Annotated in this window: 16 protein-coding genes; 10 read left to right on the top strand and 6 right to left on the bottom strand. The window is 37.5% G+C overall.

Going from position 1 to position 22,100, the window contains the following annotated elements:
* Positions 1-18: 18 nt before the first annotated feature.
* The gene (locus LB467_RS14990; protein WP_224474864.1) at positions 19-429 is read left to right on the top strand and encodes a response regulator; all 411 of its coding nucleotides are present in this window, start codon (positions 19-21) and stop codon (positions 427-429) included.
* Here the strand turns inward: LB467_RS14990 and LB467_RS14985 are convergent.
* Entirely contained in the window at positions 426-1,502 is a 1,077-nt protein-coding gene (locus LB467_RS14985; protein ID WP_224474863.1) for an endonuclease/exonuclease/phosphatase family protein, read from the bottom strand. The genes LB467_RS14990 and LB467_RS14985 overlap by 4 nt on opposite strands.
* A gap of 10 nt (positions 1,503-1,512) precedes the next feature.
* Complete coding sequence (locus tag LB467_RS14980; RefSeq protein WP_224474862.1) at positions 1,513-2,328, bottom strand: phosphatase PAP2 family protein; 816 nt, start codon at positions 2,326-2,328, stop codon at positions 1,513-1,515.
* 306 nt (positions 2,329-2,634) lie between these two features.
* On the opposite strand from LB467_RS14980, the gene LB467_RS14975 reads away from it, so the two are divergent.
* The 8 genes from LB467_RS14975 to thrC all read left to right on the top strand — a co-directional run bounded on the left by LB467_RS14975 (position 2,635) and on the right by thrC (position 11,713).
* Complete coding sequence (locus LB467_RS14975; protein WP_224474861.1) at positions 2,635-3,765, top strand: vWA domain-containing protein; 1,131 nt, start codon at positions 2,635-2,637, stop codon at positions 3,763-3,765.
* Positions 3,766-3,842: 77 nt separating this feature from the next.
* Positions 3,843-4,211: an endonuclease domain-containing protein gene (locus LB467_RS14970; RefSeq protein ID WP_224474860.1), complete on the top strand. Its 369-nt coding sequence runs from the start codon at positions 3,843-3,845 to the stop codon at positions 4,209-4,211.
* A 51-nt stretch (positions 4,212-4,262) separates the two neighbouring features.
* Entirely contained in the window at positions 4,263-4,628 is a 366-nt protein-coding gene (locus tag LB467_RS14965; protein WP_394371801.1) for an endonuclease domain-containing protein, read from the top strand.
* 51 nt (positions 4,629-4,679) lie between these two features.
* On the top strand, positions 4,680-5,045 hold the full coding sequence (locus LB467_RS14960; protein WP_224474869.1) for an endonuclease domain-containing protein: 366 nt from the start codon (positions 4,680-4,682) through the stop codon (positions 5,043-5,045).
* Positions 5,046-5,149: 104 nt separating this feature from the next.
* Positions 5,150-6,613, top strand: coding sequence for a magnesium chelatase (locus LB467_RS14955; protein WP_224474858.1), 1,464 nt, complete (start codon positions 5,150-5,152; stop codon positions 6,611-6,613).
* A 331-nt stretch (positions 6,614-6,944) separates the two neighbouring features.
* On the top strand, positions 6,945-9,392 hold the full coding sequence (gene thrA / locus LB467_RS14950) for a bifunctional aspartate kinase/homoserine dehydrogenase I (protein WP_224474857.1): 2,448 nt from the start codon (positions 6,945-6,947) through the stop codon (positions 9,390-9,392).
* A gap of 3 nt (positions 9,393-9,395) precedes the next feature.
* Positions 9,396-10,319: a homoserine kinase gene (locus tag LB467_RS14945; protein WP_224474856.1), complete on the top strand. Its 924-nt coding sequence runs from the start codon at positions 9,396-9,398 to the stop codon at positions 10,317-10,319.
* Positions 10,320-10,417: 98 nt separating this feature from the next.
* Positions 10,418-11,713, top strand: coding sequence for a threonine synthase (gene thrC, locus LB467_RS14940; protein WP_224474855.1), 1,296 nt, complete (start codon positions 10,418-10,420; stop codon positions 11,711-11,713).
* A 523-nt stretch (positions 11,714-12,236) separates the two neighbouring features.
* Here thrC and LB467_RS14935 read toward each other — a convergent pair.
* Both LB467_RS14935 and LB467_RS14930 read right to left on the bottom strand, forming a co-directional pair.
* On the bottom strand, positions 12,237-13,721 hold the full coding sequence (locus LB467_RS14935; RefSeq protein WP_224474854.1) for a S10 family peptidase: 1,485 nt from the start codon (positions 13,719-13,721) through the stop codon (positions 12,237-12,239).
* A 57-nt stretch (positions 13,722-13,778) separates the two neighbouring features.
* The gene (locus tag LB467_RS14930) at positions 13,779-15,449 is read right to left on the bottom strand and encodes an ABC1 kinase family protein (protein ID WP_224474853.1); all 1,671 of its coding nucleotides are present in this window, start codon (positions 15,447-15,449) and stop codon (positions 13,779-13,781) included.
* A gap of 194 nt (positions 15,450-15,643) precedes the next feature.
* Here LB467_RS14930 and LB467_RS14925 point away from each other — a divergent pair, with 194 nt between their 5' ends.
* Positions 15,644-17,890, top strand: a complete 2,247-nt coding sequence (locus LB467_RS14925; protein WP_224474852.1) for a bifunctional SulP family inorganic anion transporter/carbonic anhydrase — start codon at positions 15,644-15,646, stop codon at positions 17,888-17,890.
* Here LB467_RS14925 and LB467_RS14920 read toward each other — a convergent pair.
* Together LB467_RS14920 and LB467_RS14915 are read right to left on the bottom strand one after the other, a co-directional pair.
* The gene (locus LB467_RS14920) at positions 17,887-19,890 is read right to left on the bottom strand and encodes a cation:proton antiporter domain-containing protein (RefSeq protein ID WP_224474851.1); all 2,004 of its coding nucleotides are present in this window, start codon (positions 19,888-19,890) and stop codon (positions 17,887-17,889) included. The genes LB467_RS14925 and LB467_RS14920 overlap by 4 nt on opposite strands.
* A 262-nt stretch (positions 19,891-20,152) precedes the next feature.
* Complete coding sequence (locus tag LB467_RS14915) at positions 20,153-22,018, bottom strand: M61 family metallopeptidase (protein ID WP_224474850.1); 1,866 nt, start codon at positions 22,016-22,018, stop codon at positions 20,153-20,155.
* Positions 22,019-22,100 lie beyond the last annotated feature (82 nt).

Genomic DNA, 22,100 nt, shown 5'->3' with positions numbered 1-22,100 from the left:
TGCCCTAAATTTTTTAAAATGCTTGAAGTAATTATCGTAGATGACGATCAAATTGTGGTATTTATCCAAAAGAAAATGGTAACCAATCACGAGATTGCCATAAACCCTATTAGCTTTCACGATGCTGCAGCTGCTTTAGATTATATAATTGGAGAAAAGCAGGGCAAACAGCGAAAGAACTTCCTGATTCTTTTAGATATAAATATGCCCAATATGAACGGCTGGGATTTTCTGGACTGTTTAGAAAATCACGAAGAAAAATCTAATTACCATGTGATAATGGTAACCTCATCTATTGATAATAAAGATAAAAAGAAAGCTAAGAAGTACAGTACCGTCCGTTCTTTTATAGAAAAGCCTATCTCTACTTCAGATTGTGAAAAAATTAAAGAGATTTCAGAAATTAGTCATTTCTTTGAGCGGGTTTAGACCCCTTTTTCCCGGGGTTCGGCATCATCAATTTTCTCCTGTGCCCATTCTTTTTCATCTTCCTCGGCTTCAGGTTTTTCTTGTTCGTCTTCCGCTTTTCTTTCAAAATTCAGTTTGATATACATAGGAAAATGATCAGATCCCATGGGTTTTTCCCGTGCAATTTCTATTAAAGTAAAATCATTGCTGTGAAAAACGTGATCCAGCGGCCATCTAAAAAATTGATAATTAGCATGAAAAGTGTTAAAAAAGCCTCTACCCCTTCTAGGATCCAATAATCCGCTCATTTCCTGAAATAATCGGGTAGTTCTGGACCAGGCTACATCATTTAAATCTCCAAAAACCAAAACGCTTTTATCCTGTTCCTTTACATCCCTGCCAAGCATTAATAATTCGGCATCACGATTGGTAGATGTATCGGCTTCAGAAGGGCTTGGAGGTCTTGGGTGCATACAGTGAATTCTAATTTTTGTATCATCATCTAAACGTACGAATCCATGAATAGAAGGAATATCGTTTCTTACCAGATACCTAATCTCGGTTTCTTCTAATTTCAATTTAGAATATAAGTGCATTCCGTAGAGATTTTCCTGGGGTACTTTTACGGTGTATTTATATTCCTTCTCTAATTCTTTTAAAGCATCCTCCCATTTCTTATCAGATTCCAGGGTAAGTACAATATCAGGCTGTCTTCTGTTTATAATTTCAAGAAGCTTATGGTAATTGTTGTTTGTAGTGAGCACATTACTAACCAAAAGCGCGATATTATCGCTGGGATCCCCATCTTCAAATTCCATCACTTCTTTTTCAGCCAGTAAGGTATAAGGGTAAATTTTATGAAGTTGATATATAAGGCTTAAAATAAGTAATCCTAAAGCTATGAAATGTATTATTTCAGAAAAATCAAATACTAGAAATGCAGCAATAATAACCACGATAATAAGAAATGAAATTTGAATACGTGGAAAATCAAAAGCACGTATCCACCATTGGTCAAAACGTGTTGCAGATGCCAGGCTGGGGATTAAAAAAATCCCACATAACACAAGCATTATAATTTCTGAAATTTCCATGGAGAATAACTTAAAACTTATAAGAAAGCGCCAGGCCTTTAGTATTTATTCCTGTACCATTAATATTAAATCTAGCCGTAGGATAAACATCAATATTTTCTTTACCCTTTTTATGTAATTCTGGAATTAAGATTCCACTCGCAGCACCTACTACCAAACCGGCGATATTATCGGTTAAAAAGTGTTTACCGGCTTTGGTTCTCAAATAGCCCATTAATGCCGAAAAACCTGCAGCACCTCCCCATACATAAGGTACGGCTTTAGAATCTGGATGAAAATCATTGAAGATTTTGGCGGCAAAAAAACTACCGGCAGAGGCAACAGCGGTGTGACCGGCAATAAAAGAACGCTGCGCCCCGCCTTCGGCACGTTCTCCAAAAGGAAGCTCCTCATTGTAAACCAGGGGCCTGCTTTTATCTATTAAACCGGCTGTCATGGTGTAAATAACCCCGGTGGTTGCCATAGTTTCAACAAATAGAACACTTATTTGTCCAAAATTATTTCGTTCTGCTTTACCCGGTAAAAAGGCCAGGGGCATTCCCAGGGCGGCATAAAACGGAATATAACTTACAGCATCAGCTTTCTCAGAATGGTATCCTGCTGCCCAACGATTAATTCCCGCAATATCATTTTTATCTAAAGCAGCTACTTCGTCTTCTGTAAGTGCATCCTTATTCTGAATAAATGTAAACCCCAGTACGTTTAAGCCTACGGTTCCTGCAATATAAGCCCCATCTTTCCAAAGATCGGTTTTATAAGGAGAATCTTGCGAATAACTGTTATAACTAAGAAGATAACAAAAAAGAATTAAAAGTGTTTTTTTCATTATTCTATTGTTGCAGGTTTAATCCTTCATTGAGGGTTTAATTCTCGAGACCTGCCCGAATCATTCAGGCGAGCTTGCCTCGAAATTATAAAATAGTTTTCCAATTCATACCTCGTGGGTTTGCCCCGAGGTTCTTGATTAATTTCCAAATCTCTAAACTCCATGGTAAATGCTGAAGTATTTAAGAAAAGAATAACAATATAAAACTCAATTATAACACTCCCAGATTTATAGATTAACATAAGTTTAATCCCTGTTGCAGCTAAAGATTTTCTAAATCTATTTAAAATACCTTAATTTTAGAATATGAAGAAGAGAGATTACAGACAGGGCAGCGGATTTGTCTTTAATAAGTTTGAAGAACCTGAAAAATCACCATTTGACAGGTTGTTTGAAGTTTTTAAGGAACTCATCACGCATACCTCTGGCGATTTAGATGAAGCTTTAGACTGGCTGAAACAGTTGGACGAAGAGTATAAATTAAGCACTGAAGATTATACGTTGGATGATTTTGTGGAAGACCTTAAAAAGAAAGGTTACATAAAAGAAGAAAGCGAAGAAGAAGGCGGCGGAATGGCAATTACGGCCAAAACCGAACGCGCTATAAGAAAACAAGCTTTAGACCAAATCTTCGGAAAGTTGAAAAAAAGTGCCTCCGGAAGCCATAGAACAAACCATGCAGGCAGAGGAGACGAACATACAGGTGATTTCAGAGCATTTCAGTTTGGAGATTCGCCCGATAAGATTTCGATGACCGAAAGTCTGCGAAATGCCCAAATTAACCACGGCATCGGAAATTTCAATATGACCGAAGAGGATCTGGTGATAGAAGAAACCCATTATAAATCCCGAATGAGTACCGTGTTAATGATAGACCTTAGCCATAGCATGATTTTATATGGCGAAGATCGCATTACACCAGCGAAAAAAGTAGCCATGGCTTTAGCTGAATTGATCACTACCAGATACCCAAAAGACAGCCTGGATATTATAGTTTTTGGTGACGATGCCTGGCCGGTTTCTATAGCCGATCTACCTTATCTTAAAGTTGGCCCTTATCATACTAACACTGTTGCCGGTTTAAAACTGGCTATGGATATTCTTAGAAGAAAGCGAAGTACTAACCGTCAGATTTTTATGATCACCGATGGAAAACCGAGTTGTTTACGAGAGCGTGATGGTTCTTACTATAAAAACAGCATGGGACTCGATCCATATATCTTGGGAAAATGTTACACCATGGCCCGGCAGGCAAGGAAATTACATATTCCCATCACCACTTTTATGATTGCACAAGATCCCTACTTAATGCAGTTTGTAAGGGAGTTCACTTACGCTAATCAGGGCAAAGCTTTTTACACCGGCTTAAAAGGCCTGGGTGAAATGATTTTTGAGGATTATGAAACCAATAGGAAAAAGAGGATAAGGGGGAATTGATCAAACTCCCCGTTTTGGTTTACAACCAAAACTTCCCCTCTTTATCTAAAGAGGGGAGCAGTTAAAAAAATAAATAATTGATAAGGAAGCAGATTCATACACGTGAGGAATTAAAAGGATATCGCAAAGCCCTTAGAGAAAATATGACATCGTGTGAAGCTTTTCTTTGGAACTTTTTAAAAGCTAGAAGGCTTGAAGGAAAACGGTTTACAAGACAGCATAGTATTGGGAATTATATAGTAAATTTTTACTGTGCTTCAGAAAAATTGATCATTGAACTGGATGGCGAAGTACATTTAAATAGCAACGACGAAGAGAAGGATTTAAAACGTACTGAATATTTACAAGGATTAGGATTTAAGATTATTCGTTTTGAAAATAAAATGATATTCGACTTCCTGCCCTCAGTATTAAAGGAAATTACAGATAATTTTAAATCCAATTAAAACTTTCCCTCTTTATCTAAAGAGGGGAGCAGTTAAAAAAATAAATAATTGATAAGGAAGCAGATTCATACACGTCAGGAATTAAAAGGATATCGCAAAATCCTTAGAGATAACCTGACACCGGCTGAAGCTTTTCTATGGAATTATTTAAAAGCCAGAAAGCTGGAAGGAAAACGGTTTACAAGACAACATAGTATTGGTAACTATATAGTAGATTTTTACTGTGCTTCAGAAAAATTGATCATTGAACTGGATGGCGAAGTACATTTAAATAGCAACGCCGAAGAGAAGGATTTAAAACGTACTGAATATTTACAAGGATTAGGATTTAAGATTATTCGTTTTGAAAATAAAATGATATTCGACTTCCTGCCCTCAGTATTAAAGGAAATTACAGATAATTTTAAATCCAATTAAAACTTTCCCTCTTTATCTAAAGAGGGGAGCAGTTAAAAAAATAAATAATTGATAAGGAAGCAGATTCATACACGTCAGGAATTAAAAGGATATCGCAAAATCCTTAGAGATAACCTGACACCGGCTGAAGCTTTTCTATGGAATTATTTAAAAGCCAGAAAGCTGGAAGGAAAACGGTTTACAAGACAACATAGTATTGGTAACTATATAGTAGATTTTTACTGTGCTTCAGAAAAATTGATCATTGAACTGGATGGCGAAGTACATTTAAATAGCAACGACGAAGAGAAGGATTTAAAACGTACTGAATATTTACAAGGATTAGGATTTAAGATTATTCGTTTTGAAAATAAAATGATATTCGACTTCCTGCCCTCAGTATTAAAGGAAATTACAGATAATCTTAACCACAAATAATGCTCCTCCCTTTTTTAAAGGGAGGTGGCTGAATTTCGATAGAAATTCAGGCGGAGGGTTTGAGCAGCAGGATGGGTTAAAACAAGAATAAAAAAATAACAAACATGAAAATAGAAAATATAAATACACTTGGTGAATTAAAGAAATCCGGATATAAAAGTCGGGGGATTAAAGAGGAACTCAGGGAGAATTTAATTGAAAAGATCAGGAAAAACGAACCTACTTTTCCGGGAATTCACGGTTATGAAGATAGCGTAATCCCGGAGCTGGAAAGGGCAATTTTATCGCGGCATAATATTAATTTACTCGGGTTAAGAGGTCAGGCGAAAACCAGGCTGGCTCGCTTAATGGTCAATTTACTTGATGAATATATGCCGGTGGTCCAGGGTTCAGAGATTAACGACGATCCGCTAAACCCAATTTCCCGGTACGCCAGAGAACTGTTAAAGGAAAAAGCAGATGAAACTCCTATAAACTGGGTACACAGGGATGAACGGTTTTTCGAGAAACTCGCCACGCCAGATGTTACCGTGGCCGATCTAATTGGGGATGTTGACCCAATTAAAGCAGCAAATTTAAAGTTAAGTTATGCTGATGACCGCGTAATCCACTTCGGAATGATCCCACGGGCCAATCGAAGCATCTTTGTAATAAATGAACTGCCCGATTTGCAGGCTCGTATCCAGGTGGCCTTATTTAATATTCTCCAGGAAGGCGATATCCAGATTCGGGGATTTAAATTGAGGCTACCCTTAGACCTTCAGTTTGTATTTACTGCTAACCCCGAAGATTATACCAATCGCGGTAGCATTGTAACTCCGTTAAAGGATAGAATTGGTTCTCAAATTTTAACGCATTATCCCGATAGTATTGAGGTAGCTAAAACAATTACCGCCCAGGAAGCAAAACTGGATGAAAGACAAAGTGAACTGGTTCACGTTCCGGAACTCGCAAAAGACCTGCTGGAACAAATTAGTTTTGAAGCCAGGGAAAGTGAATTTATAGACGAAAAAAGCGGAATTAGCGCCAGATTGAGTATTACGGCTTATGAAAACCTGCTCAGTACCGCAGAAAGACGTTCGTTGAAATCTGGAGACGATCAAACCTTGTTGAGGTTTGGGGATTTTTTGGGTGTGGTTCCTTCCATTACCGGAAAAGTGGAACTTGTTTACGAAGGAGAAGAAGAAGGAGCAGCCAGTGTTGCACTTCAATTAATTGGTGATTCGGTAAAAACATTGTTTCCTGAATATTTTCCTAAGATTGAAAAGTTACAAAGGCCAGATGAAACCACACCTTATGATGATTTGGTAGAATGGTTTTTTGAACAAAGCGGTTTTGAACTTCCCGACGACCTTTCTGATGCCGAATACAAAGAAAAACTGGACTCCATAAAGCCGTTAAACGAATTGATTAAAAAGTACCAGCCTGAGATATCAGAGAAAGATTCTTATTTCTTAAAAGAGTTTTTGCTGTGGGCATTAGTAGAATATAAGAAGCTGAGCAAACACCGTTTTGCCAAAGGGGTTCAATTTAAAGATCTTTACGGAAGTTATATAAGTGACCTTTAAATAATTATTGAAATAAAACGAAAAAACACCCGGTTAAATTATTAATCGGGTATTTTTTTTATGGAATAAAAAGAAATTCATAATTCTTCCCTTGTAACCTCATTTTTGTTTTTATTACCCCTAAAATTATATACTTTTATCATCAGAATAAGGTCAAAAATGAGGATTAAAGAAAATATCGATTTCACTACTTCAAAAAGCATTTCCGGCCGGGGCATTTCTGGCATGACTATTATTCGTATTACCCCTTTTGGGGTATAATTCTACATAGCACCAGCGTACACACCTGTTTTTTTAAAACAAAATCATTCTAATTCTAATCAATCGACTTATGAAAGTCCTAAAATTCGGAGGTACCTCTTTGGCATCTCCAGAGCGTATAAAACTCGTAGCAAAAACAGTTCAAAAACATTTAAAGGAAGACAAAACTCTTGTTGTTTTCTCAGCATTCGGTGGTGTTACCAACGATTTACTGGAAATGGCCGATCTGGCTTCCCGTGAAGATCTTGCCTACAAAGATATTCTATTAAACAATGAAAAAAGGCATCTTGAAGCGGTTCGGGAATTAATTCCGGTAAACTCTCAAAGTAGCATTTTAAGCAAAGTTAAAACCGAATTAAATCGTCTTGAAACTTTATACGAAGGTGTTTACCTGCTTAATGAACTATCCAACAAAACACGCCACGTAGTAGCTGGTTTCGGGGAAGTTTTATCTTCTTTAATTATTGCTGAATATTTCAAAAATCTGGGAATAAATTCTCAGTATGTTGATTCACGAGAGCTTATAGTTTGTAAAAATACGAATGAAAAAGTACAGGTGAATTATCAGCTAACCAATAAAAATATAGATAAGTATTTTGCTGAAAAAGATGCTTCCCTGTATATAGCTCCTGGTTTTGTTTCCCGAAACGAGCAAGGCGTTCCCAGTACACTGGGGCGTGGTGGTTCAGATTTTACAGCTGCGCTATATGGTGCTGCTTTAGATGTAAAAGAAGTGCTTATTTATACCGACGTTAACGGGATGTATACGGCCAATCCGCAAATTGTTCCGCACGCTTATCCGCTTAAAGATATTTCTTACCAGGAAGCGATGGAATTGTCGCATTTTGGGGCCAAAGTGCTTTATCCGCCAACGCTTCAACCTTTGCTGGATAAACAAATCAATATCCTTATTAAAAACACCTTTAAACCCGATGAAGAAGGAACTTTAATTTCAAAATCTTCAGAAAAGAATTTCCGATGGGTTACAGGGATCACGCATATAGATTCCATAAAATTACTGAATATTGAAGGCAGTGGAATGGTAGGCATCCCCGGCTTTTCCAAACGTTTTTTCGAAGTGCTTTTTCAGGAGAATATCAATGTGGTTTTAATTACCCAGGCATCTTCAGAACATAGTATCTGTATCGCGGTAAAAGATGATGAAGCAGAGCTTGCGAAAGAAGCTTTAGATGAAGCTTTTGAGGTTGAAATTCAGTATAAAAAAATCAAACCGGTAGAGATTGAAGATAATGTTGCTATTGTAGCCCTGGTAGGTGACAGAATGAAAAGCCATCACGGTTTAAGCGGAAAAATGTTTAGTGCATTAGGGAATAACAATATCAATATTCGGGCAATCGCTCAAGGATCTTCAGAACGTAATATTTCTGCAGTAATCGCTAAAAAGGATGTAAAGAAAGCCCTCAATACTCTACACGAGCAATTCTTTGAAGTACCTTCAAAAGAACTCAATTTATTTATTACCGGCGTTGGAAATGTGGGTAGTAAATTATTGAACCAATTAAAGAAACAGGAAAAATTCCTTCTGGAAAACCTTAGGTTAAAGGTTCGCGTACACGGACTCTCAAATTCAAGAAAGATGCTTTTTGATGAAAACGGTATTGATCTTCAAAATTGGGAAGAAGCCCTTGAAAAAGGGGAAAAAGCTGATAAAGCTGAATTCTTTAAAAAGGTTAATGCATTTAACCTGAGAAACAGTGTTTTTGTAGATAACACGGCAAGTGCTGAAATTTCTGCCTGGTACAGAGAATATTTGGCGAATTCGGTTTCTGTGGTAACCTGTAATAAAATTGCCTGCGCCGATAGTTTTGAAAACTACCAGGAATTACAAAACCTGGCACGGGAATATGGAGCTTCATTTTTATATGAAACCAATGTAGGTGCAGGTCTCCCAATAATAGACACCCTTAAAAATCTAATTGCTTCTGGAGATAGAATTAAGAAAATACAGGCGGTGCTTTCGGGAAGTTTAAATTTCGTTTTCAATACTTATAAAGGAGAAGATCCTTTTTATAAGACTGTGGAAATGGCTATGGAAGAAGGTTATACTGAACCCGATCCTAAAATAGATTTGAGTGGGGTAGATGTGGCGCGAAAAATTCTAATTCTTGCTCGCGAAAGTGGATATGAAATGGAACTGGAGGATATTGAAAGTGAAGATTTCCTATCCCAGGAAAGTTTGGCGACCACCAATAATGAGGACTTTTTCGAGTTGCTGAAAAAAGACGAACCTAAATTCCAGGAAATCTATAAATCGGCTGAAGAAAAAGACGCCCAATTAAAATACGTAGCACAGCTGGAAGATGGAAAAGCTGTGGTTGGATTGCAGGCTGTAGACTCCCAACATCCATTTTATAACCTTAGCGGTAGCGATAATATCGTGTTGTTCTTTACCGAGAGATACCCGGAACAACCTTTAATTGTAAAAGGTGCGGGTGCTGGAGCCGAGGTTACTGCTTCGGGAATTTTTGCTGATGTAATAAGAATAGGAAAGAAATAGGTTATGGATAGAATAAAACTGTTTGCACCGGCAACTGTAGCCAACCTTTCCTGCGGATTCGACGTTTTGGGCTGTTGTTTAGACGGTGTTGGTGATGAGATGATTATTTCTAAAAATTCAGAACAGAAACTTAGGATCACCAAAATAACCGGCCAGGATCTTCCATTGGATGTAGATGAAAACGTGGCCGGGGTTTCAGCAAAAGTGATGTTAGCTGAGCTGGGAGAAAAGCAGGGATTTGATATTGAAATCAAGAAAAATATAAAAGCGGGTAGCGGAATAGGAAGTAGCGCGGCCAGTGCCGCAGGAGCCGTTTTTGGAATCAATAAATTACTGGGAGAACCATTTTCGGCTAAAGAATTGATAAAGTTTGCGATGGAAGGGGAGCGCCTCGCCAGCGGGAATGCCCACGCCGATAATGTGGCGCCGGCCCTCCTGGGTGGATTTAGCCTGGTGAAAAGCTACGAACCCCTTGAAATTATAAGTTTACCAAGTTTGCCGGAATTACGAATGTTGGTACTTCATCCGCTAATCGAGCTTAAAACCCGGGATTCTAGGTCTGTAATCAGGCAAAATGTTGAACTGAAAAAGGCGATTAGTCAATGGGGTAATTTAGCCGCTTTGGTAAGTGCATTGTACACCCAGGATTACGAGCTCTTAGGCAGAAGTTTAAAGGATGAAATTATTGAACCCGTGCGTTCTATTTTAATTCCGTATTTCGACAAGCTTAAAGCTCTGGCTTCAGCTAATGGGGCACTGGGTTTCGGAATTTCCGGCTCTGGACCTTCGGTTTTTGCTTTGTGTAAAGGCGATACTGTAGCCGAAAAAGTAAAAGCCGAATTTCAGGAATTTTATCAGGATAAAAATATAGATTTTGACCTGCATTTATCTAAAATCAATTCCGAAGGAATAAAAATAATAGCCTAATGAGACCAGCATGATGCTGGACCCTAAAATTAGCAACAAACAGGAGTATAATTATAAGTTTGTGCTTAATTCCCAAATAGGGATAAAATTATAAACAGATGAAATACATTAGTTTAAACGATAAAAATCATAAAGTTTCCTTTGAAGATGCGGTTGTTCGCGGACTTGCACCGGGAAAAGCACTCTATTTTCCTGAAGAAATCCCGGTTTTATCTAAAGAATTTTTTAAAAACCTGGATAAGCTCTCCAAAGAGGAAATCGCTTATGAAGCGATAAAGCAATTTGTTGGAGACGAAATTGATAAAAACGGACTTCAGGAAATTCTAAAAAAAACTTTGGATTTCGAGTTTCCGGTTGTGCCAATATCAGAAAGTATGGGAACACTGGAGCTATTTCACGGGCCAACGCTGGCATTTAAGGATGTAGGTGCAGGATTTATGGCCGGTTGCCTTGGCCATTTTGTAAAGAAAGGAAATTTAGGGAAGATCACGGTTTTGGTAGCTACTTCCGGGGATACCGGTGGAGCAGTGGCTAATGGATTTTTAGGGGTTGATGGTATAGATGTTGTAATTTTATACCCTAAAGGAAAAGTGAGTGAAATCCAGGAAAAACAGCTTACTACCCTTGGCCAAAATATTACAGCTCTTGAGGTGAATGGTAATTTTGACGATTGTCAGGATATGGTGAAAAAAGCTTTCTCTGATTCAGAAATTAGTGAGAAACGCCAGCTTACTTCAGCTAACTCCATTAATGTAGCGCGCTGGTTACCGCAAATGTTCTATTACTTTTTTGCGTATAAACAATTGGTAGAAAAACAACAAAAACTGGCTTTTTCAGTACCTAGCGGGAATTTTGGTAATATTTGCGCCGGAATGTTTGCTAAAAAAATGGGATTACCAATAGATCATTTTATCGCGTCAAACAATGAAAATAATGTAGTGACCCGTTATTTGCAGTCCCAGGATTACAGTCCAAAACCCAGCGTACAAACTATTTCTAACGCAATGGATGTTGGAAATCCAAGTAATTTTGTGCGAATTTTGGAATTATTCAACAATGAGTTTAAACCACTATCACAGCAACTTTCTTCTTTTAGTTATTCTGATGAAGAAACCAAAAAAGCCATAAAAGAGGTAAAACAAAAGCACAATTACGTAATGGATCCTCACGGAGCTGTTGGGTATCTCGGACTTCAGGAGTTTTTAACTAAAAACCCTGATTACTACGGTACATTTTTGGAAACTGCACATCCGGTTAAGTTCCTCGAAACAGTAGAAGAGGTGATTGAAGAAAAGGTAGAAATTCCTGCTTCAATTAAAGAAGCGATGAATAAAGAGAAAAAATCCATCGAAATTTCAGATTACTCTGAATTGAAGGAGTATTTGATGCAGTAGTTTTATTATAAAATTGTTTGGGAAGCTTTTTTCAACTAACGTCACCCTGAGACCCGTGATAAAGAAGCTTTATCTAGCGGAGGGAAATGACAGATAAATATGAAATTACTGAATTTATTAATGAGCTGAAAATAGATTGGTATTCTGTTCTTTTTCCATTGATGAAAAAGAACCAAAAAATCTAGGCTTACGAAAATGGATCTAAATTTTTCGTTCGATGTCTAAATTTTCTGAACTCGCGGGGAAAATATGAATAATTAGAAAAAGAGGTGTCGCTCAAACAGCAGAAAATTTAAACGACATCTCACTTCGAATTTTACGATCAATTTTCGATAGGCCGCTTAAATTTCCTTCTATTATATACCTACTCCTATAACTCTCTAATAAATAATAAAATCTACTCTGTCAATGGTAATTTATTTCAGGGTCTAAGTTGAGCGATAAGTGATATCAACCTAGACCCTGAAACGAGTTTAGGGTGACGTTAAAAAAGAGATAGCTTCCCAAAAACAATTTATGTTTATTAATATTTAGCAGGAGCCCCTTCTTTTGGAAGGCTATTTTCTATAAACTCCCGAATATCATCATTGGCATTTTTAAGGTCTTCGGCTCTCAAGTACATCATATGGCCACTTTCATAACCTTTAAAACTTAAGCGATCTTTCATCTTTCCGCTTTGGTCTAATTGCCACATCGTGTATTTTGCATTGAAATAGGTAGTAGCCCCGTCAAAATATCCCGACTGAATCATGACATCTAAATTTGGGTTTTGTGCCATTGCCTGTCTTAAATTCTCGCCGGTATTGTTCCCGCTGCGATCCCAGGGGTGTACAGGGCCAAACATATAGTATTTTAAATCGGTTTTAAAATTAAGATCCTGTCTCAAGTAATGATTTATAGCCGGTGTAAACGAGTGTAACCAGGAAGTCAGCTCAGCATTATAATCGGGGGAATCACCAGATTCTTTAGCATCTATTCCAAGATATCTCGAGTCAAGTCGGCCAATTGTGGTGCCTTCTTTTCGTCTTAATTCTTTCCAGAAAAAACGGTAATCTACATCAAGATTATTCTGAAGGATCACTTCTTCTGAAATTCCTGAATAATAAGCCATTTTTTCGGCTACTGCTTCTTTTTTGGTGGTTTCAGTAAAGCCTCCTTTTACTAGTACCGGAAGTAATTCGTTAATACTATATTCTTCAACTTCTTCTAATAATTCTTCTAATTCCTTATTCTGAAGTTCTGCCGGTAAAGCATCGTGATACCAGGCTGCGGCAGCGAAATAGGGTAATCTATTAGCGATGCCCACCGGGCCGTCGCGTTCAATCCCAATTTCGGTAGGAGAAACTAAAATAACTCCGTTAAGATACATCCACTGGCTGTTTTGCAGTTCTAATGCCAAACCTGAAACTCGGGTTGTGCCGTAGCTTTCCCCAATAAGGTATTTAGGCGATAACCAGCGTTCGTTTCTGCTCATAAACGTATTTAACCATTCGGCTAAATATTTAATATCGGAGTTTACGCCAAAGAATTTTTCTCTATCTACTTTTCCGTCTTCATCAGGAATAGGGCGGGAGTAACCGGTGTTAATTGGGTTTACATATACGATATCGGCAACATCTAAGATAGAATGCGGATTTTCTTTTATTCCGTAAGGTTGAATTGGGAAACCTTCATCATCAATTTTTAAAACCCTGGGGCCGGTATAAGCTACGTGCATCCAAACCGAAGCCGATCCCGGGCCGCCATTAAATGAAATAACTAAAGGGCGATTTTCAGTATCTTTTACATTACTTCGCTTGTAATATGTATAAAATAAACTGGCAATTGGTTCACCGTCGTTGTCCCAAAGCGGTTGCATTCCCGTAGTAGCGGTATAATTGATGTTTTTTGAATTAATAGTTACCGAATGATTGGTAGTAACTGTGGTATCTACTGGAATTTCAACTTTTTGGCTCCAGGCCGCTGTTATAAAAACAAGTAAAAATAGTGGGGTAAAGATTTTATTCATGTGGTTCTAATTTTTAGAAACGAAAAATACACCGAAATAGGCGAATCCCCAAATTCGTTAATCTTTATTATTCAAATTTTCATCTCTAAATATTATAATATAACTAAGAATAATTCCACCAATCGCTGCAAGTAAAAAGAAGAGCATAGCAAGACCGGGATATCCAAAAATGGTAAAATCTGAAGGCACCTGCATCAACATTGAAGCACCTATAATCATTGCTGCTATAATTAATCCTAAGGTAATGCGGTTGGCAACTTTCTGAAAACCATCGGTAACCCGTTTTTCGTCTATGGCATCAATCTTTATTTTAAACTCGTTTTCTGCCAGGTTTTTTGAAATAATGTTTAAACGATCGGGTAAATATTCTATGAATTTCTTTGATGCCAGGAGGGAAGAGAAAAAGTTTTCAGGTTTTAATTCCTCATACATCTTATCGCGCATCATTTTATTAGAGTGACGTTTTATGGCATCTCTCAGATCAAAATCAGGATCTAAAACAGCGATTATCTGATCCAGGTTTAGAAGGATTTTCCCCAGGATATTTACTTCTACCGGAAGGTGAATTCCACTTTCAGCTGCGAGCCTGTTTAACTGGATAAGCAGGCGGCCGGTTTGCATATCTTTTGCCCTACCATGCTCACTATCCATGATAATATCACCGATAGTCTTTTTAAAGAATTTAAGCTTAGCATCCTCATTCACTTCACTCATACTTAACAATACCCGAGCGGTATCTTCGCCACTATTGTTACTAATAGCCATTAAAAGCTCTAAAATATATTCTTTAATGGCCGGGCTAAACTTAGCGACCATTCCAAGATCTATAAGGGCAATCTTATCATCTTTTGTAAACTGAATATTCCCGGGATGCGGATCGGCGTGTACAAATCCATCATTGATTACCTGTTGTAAATAGGCCTTTACAAGCTGATCTACCAGTGGTGAATAATCTACTTCAATTTGCTTGAGCGGAGAAATTGAAGTGATCTTTTTACCTTCAATATACTCCATGGTGAGCACCTTGGCAGAAGAATAATCCTGAATGGGTTGCGGCACGATAAGATCCTTGAAACCTTTTAAATTATCGCCAAGGGTGATTAAATTTTGTGCTTCCCTGTGATAATCCAGTTCCTGCAATAAAATACGCCTCAGTTCAGTTAAAACATCGTCAAAAGCATATTTTTTAGCCGTGGCGCTGTGTTTAACAGCAAGATCAGCCAGCTCTTTTAAGGTATCTAAATCTGAAAGGAATTGTTTTTTAATTCCGGGCCTTTGAATTTTAACCGCCACCGGTTTACCAGATCTTAGCGTAGCTTTATGTACCTGCCCAATGGAAGCACTTGCCAGGGATTTTTCATCAAAACTCTCAAAAGCTTTGGAAATTCTTGTACCTATTTCTTCCTCAACAATACGGTGCACTTCTTCGTATGGGATTGCGGGCACATCATCCTGTAATGTCGCCAAAGCTTCTAAATAAGCGTTGGGGAGTAGGTCTGGCCGTGTTGAAAGCAATTGTCCCATTTTTATATAGGTTGGCCCCATATTTTTTAGATCTTCTACCAACTCATCGGGGCTTTGATCGTAAGTGTTTTGGGTATTATTTTTATCTGAAGTTTCATCCATTGCCTGGGATGCTGTGTTTGCAAATAAATCGCTGTTCCAGTATTTTAACATGAAGCCTATAAATTTCTGGTAACGCAAAAGATCGTCGGGAAGTACAGACATATGGTTATTGGTTGTTAGGTTATTTAATTTTAAAGATATCTATTTAAAATTATAACACCAATTTGAGAAGAATTGCAAAGCATTTTTTTGCATTATTTAAGAAACCTTTTGAATGTTTTACAGAAATTAAGATTTTACCGGGTAAATTTTCTATTTTCAGTATTTATTTTATTCACCTCTGAAACCTATTTTTAGTGAGCAAAAACGGCAACTTCAATTTTAAGGAAAAAGTAGATCAAGCTACTTTGCGTAAACCATTATTTTCACGTCCTGGTAAAGATATACCTGCGAGTATAGTAGTTTTCCTTGTAGCCCTTCCCTTATGCCTGGGAATAGCTCTGGCCAGTGGAGCCCCATTGCTTTCCGGACTAATATCCGGAATTATTGGTGGTATTGTAATAGGAAGTGTTAGTCATTCTTCGGTGAGTGTTAGTGGTCCAGCGGCCAGTTTAACTGCGGTAGTCCTGGCCTCCATTGCTTCCCTTGGGAGTTTTGATATTTTCCTGATGGCCGTGGTGCTGGGGGGTATTTTTCAGTTTATCCTGGGAATTCTAAAGGCCGGTCTTATCGCCGATTATATGCCTTCAAACATTATTAAAGGTTTACTTGCGGCAATTGGAATCATATTAATTATCGCTCAACTACCTTATGCTGTTGGTTTTGTAGAAGATCCGGCAGGCTATTTTTCAACTAGAGGTGATATATTTGATCAGGTTTCGGGAATGTTTAAAGGTTTCTTTTATTCGCTTCATCCCGGGGCAGTAGTTTTATCTATAATTTCCCTTGCCATAATTATATTCTGGGAGAAAAGTCCGCTTAAAAATTTCAAACTTTTGCCCCCATCTTTAATTGTGGTGATCCTGGGTGTTTTCTTAAACCTGCTTTTTAAGTATATAGCTCCAGTGCTTCATCTGGGAGAAGCTCATTTGGTTAATATTCCGAAGATTGACACGGTGACCGAGTTAATTACATTTCCCGATTTTTCTGCAATAACAAATCCTGAGGTTTGGGGTGTAGCGATAACTATTACCCTTATCGCGTCTATTGCCAGTTTACTGGCTATTGAAGCTGCAGATGAAATAGACCCGCATAAACGAAAAACCCCTCCAAACCGGGAATTGGTTGCCCAGGGAGTTGGCAATACAATAGCAGGTCTTGTAGGTGGTATCCCATTAACGTCTGTGATTGTTAGAAGTTCTGTAAATATTAATGCCGGGGCCGAAACCAAACTTTCTACAATTTTACACGGGATTTTTCTGCTCTTAAGTGTGTTATTCTTAAGTACGGTTTTAAATCTTATTCCACTTTCCAGCCTGGCGGTTATTTTGCTGGTAGTTGGTTATAAGCTGGCTTCCTGGGATGTTATTAGTACCATGTACAAAAAAGGATGGAACCAGTTTATTCCTTTTGTGGTTACCGTGGTGGCGATTATTTTAACCGATTTACTTATAGGTATTTTCATAGGATCGCTGGTAAGTATCTTCATTATACTGCGTAGCAACTATCATAATGCCTTTTTTATTGAAAATACCAAGATATTTAAAGGAGAAACAATAAGGCTGGAACTTTCTAATGAGGTTTCGTTCTTTAATAAGGCTTCAATAAAGAACAGTCTTTGGAGTGTTCCACAGAATTCTAACGTGATCATAGATGCAACTTTTGCCAGCTATATAGATCATGATATTTTAGAGATCTTTGAAGATTTTAAAACAACTTTCGCTGAGGAGAATAATATTAACGTGAGTATTATTGGGCTTAAAGACAAATATTCTGCAGGGAAAGAGCTGGATTTTGTTCGGGAAGATATAGAAGAATCTAAAGAGAAATCTACTCCAAAGGAGATTCTGGAATATTTAAAGGACGGAAATTCACGCTATGTAGATGGAAAACTGGTTTCCAGACGTCTTCGGAATAAAGAATTGATGGATTTCATTAATTCGGCACCGTTAGCTACTGTGGTAAATTGTATAGATTTAAGGGAGCCTCTAAATGTGATGATGAATACCGGAATTGGAGATTTAATTCCTATTAGAGCTGCAGGAAACCTTGTAGACACTCATATTATAAAAACTATAGAAATTTCCTGTAAACAACAGGGAGCACGATTTATATTAATTATGGGTAATTCATCCAATAAAATTTATGCAGAAGCTTTAAAAGATTATATGGAAAATGGATATCAGAATCCCGATTCCCTTATTGCTGAAGCTTTAAAAGCAAAACAAATTCCAGCTAAATTCGAGGAGAAAGATTTATACACTTATGCCGATCTTTTAACACGCTGGAGCCTCAAAGAGTCGCAACAAAGAATTATGAACCAAAGCCAGTACCTAAACCAACGAATCACTCAAGGTAACATAGGTTTGGCCACTGCATTTTTTCATCGTGAAAATGGAAAAATTGAGTTTTCTGAATTATATGATTCGGTACCAATTTCCTAGTATGAAAGCTTTTCGTTTAGTTTATTAATGTTTACAGGATTACCGAAAATATACAATAGATCGCCTTGTTTAATTTGAGTGTCTGGTAAAATTTCAGTGATATATTGGGTATCTCTTTTTATTGCTAGAACGGTAACCCGAAAGTTCTTGCCAATTCCTGAAGTTTGAATACTTTTCCCTACAATATCCCTGTTATTCTGCTGAACACTTAAGGTCACGATTTCCCGGTTTGGGATATGTAAATGTTGTAGTGATGGTTTATGCGGCCTGCCTTTTACCGAGGTTAACATCTCATAATCTGAAGAACGTATGCTTGCGGTAAAATCCATTATTTCATTATACGGGACCAGGTATTTTTTAAGTACACGGTTAAATATTTCTATTGAGGTTTCAAACTCTTCAGGGATAACTTCATCGGCTCCTAATTTAATGTTTTCTTCAATTTCCCTTACATAGCGTGTTCTTACAATAATGTAGGCTGTTTTAGAATATAAGCGGACATTACTAATAATTTTTTTAGTAGCCCCGGGATCTGAAATAGCAATTACCACAACACGAGAATCCTGAACGTGAAGGTGTTTTAAAATTAGCGAGTTTGTAGCGTCTCCAAAAATAATAGGTTCATCATTAGCTTTTGCCTTTTTGAAGGTTATGGGATCGGTATCCAGAATAACATAAGGAATTTCAGCGTTACGGGCTGCTTTCGCGATATTTTCTCCATTAATTCCGTAGCCAATAATAATTAGGTGATCATCTAATTTTTTGGGTTCATCAGTTTCTTCAGTAGTCTTATGTTTATTAAGACTCTCCAGCCTATGCCTTACTGAAGATGGAACCCTGGCTTTTAAAATCGAATAAGTGATCTTTGGGGCTGCTGCAATTAGAAATGGGGTTAAACCCATAGTAATAATTGAAATTGCCAGGAAATACTGGTAGATACTGTCAGGAATAATATTATTATCTAAACCAACTCCTGAAAGTAACAGAGAAAATTCCCCAACCTGGAATAAACTAAATAAACTTAAAAATACAGTTCTTGGTGGATATTTAAGCAACATAACCGTTGCACCCACTACTAACATTTTTAATAAGACCACCCCAATTACCAGGGCAAGGATCATTAAGATGTTTTTGATAAAAAATTCTAAATTCAGTAGTGTACCTACCGAGATAAAAAAGAAACTGATAAAAATTTCCCTAAAAGGCAAAACATTCACGGTAGCCTGGTGGCTGTATTCCGATTCAGAAATAATAAGTCCGGCGAAAAAAGCTCCTAAAGCCAACGATAATCCAACCGAAGAAGTTAGCCAGGCAATGGCAAAGCAGAAAACTACTGTTGTTAATATAAAGAGTTCTTTACTTTTTGTTTTAACAACCATACTAAAAATACGAGGTACTATATATTTAGCCAATAAATAGATTACCACTCCAACCCCAACAATCTTAAGGATAAGAAAAAGCACGGTAGTTAGGAGATCGCCACCATCACCCGCTAAAATTGGGGTAAGTAGCATCATAGGAACTACGATTATATCCTGAAAAATCAGAATGCCAAGTGCCACACGGCCATGTGGAGCGGTAATTTCGCCTCGTTCCTGGACTAGCTTTAATACGATTGCCGTACTACTTAAAGAGAAAAGAAACCCAAGGAATACTGCCGAATTTAAAGGTAAACCAAGGAAATAAGCAATGATCGTGGTAAAAAAGATTGTACCACCAACCTGAAGCCCCCCGCCAATTAGGACGGTGTTTTTCATAGCAATAAGTTCCTTTATAGAGAGTTCAATTCCAATAACAAAAAGCAGGAAAATAATACCAATTTCAGAAAGTAGTTCTACCTCGTGTGAAGAACTTATAAGGTTAAAGGCGTGTGGGCCTGCAATAATTCCCGCTAGAAGGAATCCCAGGATAGAAGGGACCTTTATCTTTTGGAATATAAGGATAATCAATATTGAAAGTCCCAGAATAATTACAATATCCTGTAAAATAGGAATTTCCATAAACGATTTTTTAGTTGGTTCGGCGCCCTAATTTAGCGGTTATAACCCAATTATGGAAATAAAAAGCGGCGGGAATACCCGCCGCTTAAAACACTTAAAACCAAAAACCTCGGGGCAGGTCCACGAGGTATGAATTGGAAAACTATTTTATAATTTCGAGGCAAGCCCGCCTGAATGATTCGGGCAGGCCTCGGAGAACCTGCCCGAAATAAATTTCATTCAGGCGGGTTAAACCCTCAATGAGGTAAGGGATTAAAATTTATTAACCTTTTAACCAGGCATTTCTAAGTTTGACTTCTTCGCTGCTTTCAGGCAGGCTTTTTTCTGTAATTGTGGTGTCGGTATCTGTAGGCTGTGCAGTTGTTGCGGTGAGTTCTAATTCTTTCCCGTCTCGCATTACCACAAAGCTAACTTCTTCTCCTTGTTCCCAGGATTCAGCAGTCATTATTAAATTATAAACATTCTGAATATTATATTTTTCATTGTTTACAGTTTTAATTACATCGCCCCCTTTCACGTCAAGCTCCTGAAGAAAAGAATTAAATTGAATATTTTTTCTAAAAAACAACTCACCTTTGGCAGGATCGCCGTCTATATAAGGAGTTTGGCCTTTTATAAAATAGCCGGTGTTGATTTCAGTCTCAGATTCTTCGAGGCCTACTTTTGCGAAAAATTCATTGTAAGGAATGGGAGTAGTTCCGCTAACATAAGTTTCCAGGAAAGTTCTTAATTCAGGATAAGTTAGCTCAACGATATCATCAAACAATTCATCATCCTTAAATGGTTTATCCATCCCGTATTTATCGCTTAAGGCTTTCATAAGATCAAGAATTCCCATTTCTCCATCACTTAATTCCCTTAAACGAATATCAAGGGCCATCCCAATTAAGGCTCCTTTTTGGTACACATTATAATAACTGTTTTTATAAGGATCTTCAAGGATATTTTTGCTCATTTCAGTAAATGGCATGGTATCGTCAAACTGTTGCGCAGTTTTTATTTTCTCTGAAATCCGATCATAAAAATCCTGCTTTTCAATTAACTCCTGGTTGATCTGAAACAGGTTTGCAAAATACTCGGTAACACCTTCATACATCCATAAATGCTGGGACATTTTCGGGTCGTTATAATCGAAATAATGAACTTCTTCTGAATGAACATTTAGCGGAGTTAAAATGTGGAAGAACTCGTGAGAAACCACATCTGTCATTGTTTTTTGTAATTGATCGGGCTGCATAGACTCCGGAAGCACAACCACGGTAGAGGTGTGGTGTTCTAAAGCTCCAAAACCACGGGCATCCTGCTTTTCGCTATCTGAAAGATATAATAGAATAGCATATTTTCCGGTATTGTCTACTTCTCCTAAAAAGCGTTTCTGTGCGCTAATCATCTCCTGGATCCCCGGTTTTATACTTTCTGAAGTATATACTTCATTAGGAGAATATACATTGATAAGTACTTCCATTCCTTCTACCATAAAACTGGTGGTATCTGGTTTGGCATACATAATTGGGTTATCTATTACTTCAAAATACCGACTTAAAGAATAAATATCTTCTTTAAACTCCATATTGTCTGAAGCTGCAACAGTTTTACTTAAAGCCGTTCCAGGGATTAGACCATGTGGTCTTTTAATTTCCAAACGATAAGCTTCTTCCTGTTCATTTTCAAAATACCCTACAAAACCGTGGAGGTTAAGCATAAAGTTTTCTCCGGCTTCAATATTGGTTCCTGAGGGTGAGAACACACCTTCTTCGCCTTCAATGTCATAAGTATCATTAACCTGATAACTTACTTTGTCTAAGTTTGCGGCATTTGGAATTGTCCAGGAATTATCGTCTATTTTTTCAAACTCCAGTTCATTTCCATCATAATCCAGGGCTTTAAAATTTTCGATAAATTTTCCGTAGTTATCTATAGAGTAGGTGCCGGGAACAGTTTTAGGAATATAGAAAGTGGTATTTTCAGTGGTGAACCTATCGGGATCTACTGTTACCGAAACTTTGTCTTCTACAATATTTACAAGGTCTATACTTGCAATTACCGGTTGAGCTTTTTCTGAGGTTTGTGTGGTTTTACAACTGTAAAGGGCGCAAATAAACGCCAGCGTATAAATAGCTTTTTTCATTGATAAACTTTTCTTTATTTATATGACTGCAAAAATGCTTAAAAGTTACAATTATCTAGTCTGAAATTATGATTTTAATAAA

This window comes from Salegentibacter tibetensis (genome assembly GCF_020164485.1).
Lineage (GTDB): Bacteria > Bacteroidota > Bacteroidia > Flavobacteriales > Flavobacteriaceae > Salegentibacter > Salegentibacter tibetensis.
Note: the sequence above shows the minus strand (reverse complement) of the source record. Positions and strands in the feature narration are given on the sequence as shown.